The sequence below is a fragment of the Micromonospora tarensis genome (assembly GCF_016803395.1).
Lineage (GTDB): Bacteria > Actinomycetota > Actinomycetes > Mycobacteriales > Micromonosporaceae > Micromonospora > Micromonospora tarensis.
The window spans coordinates 19,717-27,275 of the sequence record NZ_JAEVHL010000066.1 but is presented as its reverse complement, the minus strand read 5'-3'; the positions used below and the strand labels follow the sequence as shown (position 1 = coordinate 27,275).

Here is a 7,559-nt window from a genome sequence, read left to right as displayed (position 1 = left end):
CTGCCCCGCCCGACCTGGATCACCCGCCCCGCTTGATCGTGCTCGATCCAGGATCGAGTGGTGTCACGCGTCGGTGATGCCACTGTTTCCAGGATCGAGCACGACCTTCGGCGGCTTGATCACCAAGCGCGACGGCAGCGTGCACGACACCCCGGGGCGGCGCGGACGACCGAGGTGGTTGGGGGTCAGTCGCGTTCGGTGAGGTGGCCGATCACGGTTGGCCCGAGCATCACCGCGAAGCCGCTGCCGTCGCGGCGGGGGTCGGCCGCGGGCAGCTCCACCGGGTCGCCGGTGGCGGTCGCGCCGACCGGTCGCGGGCCCACCCAGGCAACGGCGACGTCCGTCTCACCCTTGAGGAAGCGGTGCGCGCGCACGCCGCCGGTCGCCCGACCCTTCGCCGGGTACGCCTTGAACGGCGTCACCTTGACCGTCGCCCCGGTGGAGGTGACCACCATCGGCTCGCCGTGACCCGGATCGTCGGTGCGTACCGCGCCGAAGAACACCACCCGCGCCCCGGTCGGCAGGTTGATGCCGGCCATGCCGCCGCCCTTGAGGCCCTGCGGACGGACCAGCCCGGCGGGGAACCGCAGCAGCGACGCCTCCGAGGTGACGAAGGTAAGCGTCTCGGTGCCGTCGGTCAGCCAGGTCGCCCCCACCACCTCGTCACCGTCGCGCAGGCCGATCACCTCGAACTCGTCGGAGCGCACCGGCCACTCCGGCGCGCAGATCTTCACCGCGCCCTGCCGGGTGCCCAGCGCCAACCCCGGTGAGCCGTCCGCCTGCCCGCCGAGCGGGGCCACGCCGACCACGGTCTCCCCCGCCGCCAACGGCACCAGCTCGGCCGCCGACATGCCGCCGCGCAGCGACACCGTGCCGGCCTGCTCGGGCAGCACCGGCAGCGGCAGCACGTCGACCTTGAACGCCCGACCGGCACTGGTCAGCAGCAACACCCGGCCACGGGCGGTGGAGTGCACGATCGCGCGTACCGTGTCGTGCTTGATTCGGCCGTTGCGGCGGCGCCCCTCGGCGCTCTCCTCCGACTCGGCCGCGGTCCGGGCGACCAGCCCGGTCGCGGAGAGGATCACCTGGCACGGGTCGTCGGCCACCTCCAGCGGGCCGGCCGGCGCGGACGCCGCCAACACCTCCTTCAGGTCGCCGTCGACAAGCGTCGTCCGCCGTTCGGCGCCGAACTGCTTGACCACCGCCGCCAGCTCGTCGGAGACCACCTTGCGCAGCACCCGCTCGTCGTCGAGGATCGCGCTCAGCTCGGCGATCTCGGCGCGCAGCCGCTCCTGCTCGGCCTCCAGCTCGATCCGGTCGAACTTGGTCAGCCGACGCAGCGGCGTGTCCAGGATGTACGTGGCCTGGATGTCGGAGAGACCGAACCGGCTCATCAGCCCGTCCTTCGCGGCCTGCGCGTCGTCGCTGCCCCGGATCAGCCGGACCACCTCGTCGATGTCCAGCAGTGCGATCAGCAGGCCGTCGACCAGGTGCAGCCGCTCCTGGCGCTTGCGCCGGCGGTACGAGGTGCGTCGGGTGACCACCTCGTACCGGTGGGCCAGGAAGACCTCCAGCAGCGCCTTGAGCCCGAGCGTGCGGGGCTGCCCGTCCACCAGGACCAGGTTGTTGACGCCGAACGACTGCTCCAACGGGGTCAGCCGGTAGAGGTCCGCGAGCAGCGCCTGCGGGTTGACCCCGACCTTGCACTCGACGACGAGCCGGGTGCCGCTCTCCCGGTCGGTGAGGTCCTTGACGTCGGCGATGCCGGTCAGCCGCTTGGTCTTGGTGACCTCGTTGGTGATCGCCGCGATGACCTTCTCCGCGCCGACGCCGTAGGGCAGCTCTACCACGGTGATCGCCTGGCGACCCCGGCTGCCCTCGATCGGGCCGATCTCCACCTTGCCGCGCATCCGCACCACGCCGCGCCCGGTCTCGTACGCCCGGCGCACCTCGTCCAGACCGAGCAGCACGCCACCGGTGGGCAGGTCGGGGCCGGGGACGAACTCCATGAGCCGGTCCAGGGTGGCGTCGGGGTGGTTGATCAGCCAACGGGCCGCCTGGACCACCTCGGCGAGGTTGTGCGGGATCATGTTGGTGGCCATCCCGACCGCGATCCCGGACGCGCCGTTGACCAGCAGGTTGGGGAAGGCCGCCGGCAGCACGGTCGGCTGGGTCAGCGACCCGTCGTAGTTGGGCTCGACGTCGACGGTGTCCTCGCCCAGCTCACCGACGAGCAGCATCGCCTCGCGGGACATCCGCGCCTCGGTGTAACGCGAGGCGGCCGGGCCGTCGTCGGGAGAACCGAAGTTGCCATGCCCGTCGATGAGCGGCACGTTGAGCGAGAAGTCCTGCGCGAGGCGGACCATCGCGTCGTAGATCGCGGTGTCGCCGTGCGGATGGTACTTACCCATGCAGTTGTGAACGACATATCCCTCGGCGACGAAGGCATGGTCGTCACTACCCACCTGAATGTCATATGTGACGTCAGGAGGCACTGCTTCGACCGACGAGACCCGCAGGAACGAATGACCGACCAGCGCGTCCAGCCGAGCGGCGAGCGGCGAGCCGAGCACGCGGAGTTTCTGAATCCAGCCGTCCCGAACCGCGCGCTCCAACTGGAACGATCTTTCCGCGAGCGGTACTCCATTGCGGTCCTTGCCATACCGCACGTTCGGGCCACCGCTCGCCGAGAGCGAGGCACGGAACGCCTGTCCGGCCTGATCCCGAAACCATCCACCGCCCTGATGCGCTGCGGTGAATTCCGCCACCACCGGGGCGTACGGCAACCGGTCGTTGCCCTGCTTGCCGCTGTACTGGTAGTCGATGTTCGCAACCCGTTGCAGGCCATCGTGCTTGTAGCCGATTCGCACCCACGGCAGCAGCATCCGAGCGAGGACTGCGGCGTCTCGCCCGGATATGGAGAGCCCGTGAAGCGGGTTTCCATCAGAACGAAGACCGCTGGTCCAGTAGTGCCCAGGCAACCCCAGGTCGGCGAGAATGGCGTAGATCTGCCGGACCAGTAGTTTGCTGGTGCTGACGAAGACCACCTCTCGGAACCGCTTGCGGACGTAGCCGTCACCGTCGAAGAAGCCAGCGAGGAACGGCGCCCACGCTGACCGGCGACCGACGATGTCGCGCGGTACGTACTTGTCACAACTGAGCGGCTCGGTAGCCTCCAATAGCCCTTCGTGCCGGCTGAAGGTCAGGATGTGCTGGTCACGATGACGGGGATTGGTAGCCTCACGCTTTCCGCGGGAGACGTTTACCCCACTGGCGATAGCCCAGCCGTGAGCGACATCGAGCGGTTCGACGTCACACATGTGGATGCGAACCCGGCCGTCCGCTGCGCGGTTCCGGTCGACCGGGAAGCCCTCGGCCACCAGCAGCCCGCGCACGTAGTCGTAGACGTCGCCAGGTGGCGTCGACACCTCGCTACGGCGGCTCCCATAGGCCAGCGCAAGGCGTCCCGCAAGATCCCGAGCCTCGGCCCACTGAACCGAGAGGTCGTCCGCGACCACCCGGAAACGTTGGCCCGGGGTGACGAGCATCGTGTGCCCATTGCTCCAGGTCACACGAACAAGGTCAGAGGTCGGGTTTCGATACACGGCGGTGACCGGGACCGAAGCGCCCGCACCGTCCAGCACCAGGTGTCCGATCTCGATCTCCTCGATCGGTCGCAGGCCATCAGGCGTGGAGACCAGCGTGCCGGCAACGAAGCAGTCTCCGACAATTCGGGCAGACTTCACGTGCCCTCGGTCGGGGCGGTAGCCCTGCTCGTACATCGACCACAGGATGCGCCGGTGCACCGGCTTGAGGCCGTCGCGGGCATCGGGCAGGGCACGGGAGTGGATGACCGAGAACGCGTACTCCAGATAGGAGTCGGAGACCTCGGTGACCAGCGGATTGTCGAAGACCCGCGCGCCGGCCTGGTCGAACGAGGAGAGATCGACCTTGTTTTCCTTACGGCGTGCCATGACTCAGCTCTCCACTCGAACAAGACAGGTGATCATGCGTCGATCGCCTCGCGGTCGACCCGGTCGGCGGAGTCGATGAGCCAGTTGCGGCGCGGCTCGACCTTCTCACCCATCAGCAGTTCGAGGATCCGCTCGGCGTCGTCCACGTCGTCGAGGGTGATCCGCCGGACGGCACGGGTGGCCGGGTTCATAGTGGTGTCCCACAACTCGTCGGCGTCCATCTCACCGAGACCCTTGAAGCGCGGAATGGGGGTGACGATCTGCTTGCCGGCCTTCTCCAGCTTGCGGACCGTCGCCTCCATCTCGACCTGGGTGTAGGTGTAGACGGTCTGCGGGTTACGCCCCCTGGTGGTGATCTTGTGTAGGGGCGGCATCGCGGCGTAGAGCCGACCGGCCTCGATCAGCGGCCGCATGTACCGGGCGAAGAGGGTGATCAGCAGCGTACGGATGTGCGCGCCGTCCACGTCGGCGTCGGCCATGATCAGCACGCGGCCGTAACGCAGCGCGGCGAGGTCGAACGTGCGCCCGGAACCCGCGCCGAGGACCTGGACGATGGCCGCGCACTCGGCATTGTCCAACACCTGCTGGAGGTTGGCCTTCTGCACGTTGAGGATCTTGCCGCGGATCGGCAACAGCGCCTGGTATTCGGAGGTCCGCGCCACCCGGGCGCTGTTGTGGACGAACACGCCAGCTTCGAGGGCGAAATTGTGGTACCCGTCAACCGTCAGGTCGTAGACATCGGCTGTCTCGTCGAGGACCTCCACCGACACCACTCGGTGATTGACGAACGACGCGGCGTCACGAAGTCGGCCGTAATCTCCGTCATACAGGGCCAGAAGCCGCGCGAAGCGGAGACCGGTGCGAGCGGTACGAATCCGCTCGGCTTCGTAGGCGGCTGACAATTCCTCGTCCGGATGCGCCAGCAACGGTGCCAGCCGGCGGAGGGCTGCCAGGCGGCGACCTTCGTTCTGCTGGCCGACGCGCTCCTCACGAGGCACGTTGTCGACGTATCGAGCACGCCCGGCCCGCACCTTTGCCAGGTGACCGGCGCTCGGATCAGTCATCCGCCGCTTCATCCGACGGGAGTGTTGATCACCGAATTCTGTATTATCCCGATGCCAGGCCAACACCGCATTGCGCTGGCGGTCCCGCTCGTCGGGATCTGCAAACTGCTCCACGGTCTTTCGGGAGCGCCAGATACGCAATTCGTGGTCCTGCCACTGTTGCACCGTTCGCTCGCGCCACTGTTGACGACGAGACGGGTCAGCAAAGTATTGGCGAACCCGTTCGGCTGCCGCTGCCCGATGCTCAGGTTGCGTCCAGTACGTGGCCTGCCGCTCACGCATCCGCTCGGCGTAGGCGCCCTGCTCTTCGACGCCGAGCGCGTCGTACCAGTCCTGAAAGCCCTTCTCACATTGGGCGCGGAACGCTGGCGACTCGTTGAGCGCGAACAGGCGCGCGAGGCACGCCTCGCGGAAATCAGGATCGCGCCACTGAGCCGTCAGCATGGCTGACCGGAACTCTCGGCCGCCGTTGGCGAACCACTTCCGCCAACCGGCGTGGACGTGCTCGCCCATCATTGCGGCGTGGAGCGCGGTGTGATCCGCCCAGGTCATCCGCCGCAGGTTGCGCGGGTCGTTGTTACGCTTGTTGATGTCGATGTGGTGACGGACAGTGCCGTTAGTTGCGCTGTCCTTGCCATGGCGCAGATTCCACGCATCAGCCAGGTGGTGGGTATAGACCCATTCGTCCCGGTCGTTCATCCAAATCCGCTCGTACCCCTGGAGGTTGTGCCCCTCCGCCTTGCTGGACAGGCTGCGATACAGAGGCATCAGAGAGTCGCCGGGGGCAAGGGCATCGGCTCGCCGGTAGGAGCCGTCGCGTAACCGGAACTGATGATCTGGGGTGCAGCGCACCGATTCGCCGTTGTCGAGCGTAACCCGCACCAATGACGCGTCAGACTTGGTGACCCGGGGCTCCACCAGGGGAGCGATCACCACCCGGCCAGCCTTGTTGGTCGTGTAACCGAAATGGCTGATGCCTCGCTGCCAATCTGCAGCCAGCTCAGCGAAGGACCGACTCTGCCCTGAGGCCAGTGCGACTTTCGTATCACCGGTAAAGCAACCGAGGGCGCTGTCGCCCTCGACGATGAACAGCTCACTCCGTTCCACCCCGGTGGCCCGGCAGTCGACGAGCTTCGGCGGCATCGACGCGCCCTCCAGGGCGGTCTTGCGCCGGGCGGCGTCCTTCTGCTGCTTCTGGGTGAGCCGCACCCGGGCCGCGTCGACGATCTTCTGTAGGACGGTGCGCGCCTCGGCCTTGGTGCGGCGGTCCTCCAGCCAGGCCTTGACGTGCGCGTCGACCAGGCTCTGCATCACCTTGGTTATCCCGGTGGTGGAGAGCTCGTCCTTGGTCTGCGAGGTGAACTGCGGCTCGGGGATCCGCACGTGCACCACGGCCGTCATGCCCTCCAGGACATCGTCCAGGGTGGGCGGCTCCTCCTTGGCCTTGAGCAGGCCGCGGGTGTTGCGGACCGCGTCGGCCAGGGTGCGGACCAGGGCGCGCTCGAAGCCCTTGCGGTGGGTGCCGCCGTGCGCGTTGCGGATGGTGTTGGTGAAGCACTCGACGGTGCGCTCGTAGCCGGTGCCCCAGCGGAACGCCACCTCGACCTCGGCGCGACGCTGCACGTTGGACTGCATGACACCGTTGGCGTCGGCGGCGTTCTCCCGGTAGGTGCCCTCGCCGTTGACCAGCAGGATGCCGGAGACCGGCCGGTCACCGGCCGGGGCGAGGAACTCCACCATGTCGCTGAGCCCGTTGGGATAGTGGAACCGCTCCTCGGCCGGCGTCTCGCCGGTCAGGTCACGCAGCAGGTACGTCACACCGGGGACCAGGAAGGCGGTGTTGCGCAGCTTCATCCGGACGGCGTCGACGTCGAGCGCCGCGCCGGTCTCGAAGTAGCGGGCGTCGTGCCACCAGCGGATCGAGGTGCCGGTGCGCTGGCCGCGCTTCATCGCGCCGATCACCTGGAGGCCGGGGCCGGCGGTGAAGGGCGCGTCCGGCCCGTCGCCGTCGAAGATCCCGGGGACGCCGTGCCGGAACGACATCGCGTGGATCTTGCCAGCTCGGCGGACGGTCACGTCGAACCGGCGGGACAGCGCGTTGACGGCGGACGCGCCGACGCCGTGCAGACCGCCGGAGGTCTTGTAGCCGGAGCCGCCGAACTTGCCGCCCGCGTGCAGCCGGGTCAGCACCAGCTCGACGCCGGAGATGCCGGACTTGGCGTGCACGTCGGTGGGGATGCCCCGGCCGTCGTCGTCGACCTGCACCGAGCCGTCGGCGTGCAGGATCACCTCGACGTGGCCGGCGTGGCCGGCGACGCCCTCGTCGGTGGAGTTGTCGAGAATCTCGTTGACGAGGTGACCCACGCCACGGCTGTCGGTGGAGCCGATATACATGCCGGGCCGCTTACGAACAGCGTCCAGCCCCTCAAGGTGGGTGAGGTCGTCGGCCCCGTACAGGGTGTCAGGCTCTGCGGTCAACTGGTCGTACTCCCCGGTCTCGGCGGTGTGCAGCCGGTCACCG

Annotated in this window: 1 protein-coding gene and 5 pseudogenes; all 6 read right to left on the bottom strand. The window is 68.1% G+C overall.

The window, feature by feature from the left end:
* Window positions 1–185: 185 nt before the first annotated feature.
* Window positions 186–2,885: a DNA topoisomerase (ATP-hydrolyzing) gene (locus JM949_RS15420; RefSeq protein ID WP_309232167.1), complete on the bottom strand. Its 2,700-nt coding sequence runs from the start codon at window positions 2,883–2,885 to the stop codon at window positions 186–188.
* Between the two features lie 30 nt (window positions 2,886–2,915).
* A pseudogene (locus tag JM949_RS39720) lies at window positions 2,916–3,548 on the bottom strand (LAGLIDADG family homing endonuclease); the annotation flags it as partial.
* 171 nt (window positions 3,549–3,719) lie between these two features.
* A pseudogene (locus JM949_RS39155) lies at window positions 3,720–3,974 on the bottom strand (DNA gyrase subunit A); the annotation flags it as partial.
* Between the two features lie 32 nt (window positions 3,975–4,006).
* A pseudogene (locus JM949_RS39150) lies at window positions 4,007–4,645 on the bottom strand (toprim domain-containing protein); the annotation flags it as partial.
* Window positions 4,646–4,651: 6 nt separating this feature from the next.
* A pseudogene (locus tag JM949_RS39145) lies at window positions 4,652–6,124 on the bottom strand (ATP-binding protein); the annotation flags it as partial.
* Window positions 6,098–7,516, bottom strand: a pseudogene (locus tag JM949_RS39140) (ATP-binding protein); the annotation flags it as partial. The pseudogenes JM949_RS39145 and JM949_RS39140, both read right to left, overlap by 27 nt.
* Window positions 7,517–7,559: the final 43 nt, after the last annotated feature.

Coding starts and splice junctions, on each gene's coding strand:
- JM949_RS15420 (WP_309232167.1), bottom strand. CDS start 2,885: ATGCTGCTGCCGTGGGTGCGAATCGGCTACAAGCACGATGGCCTGCAA.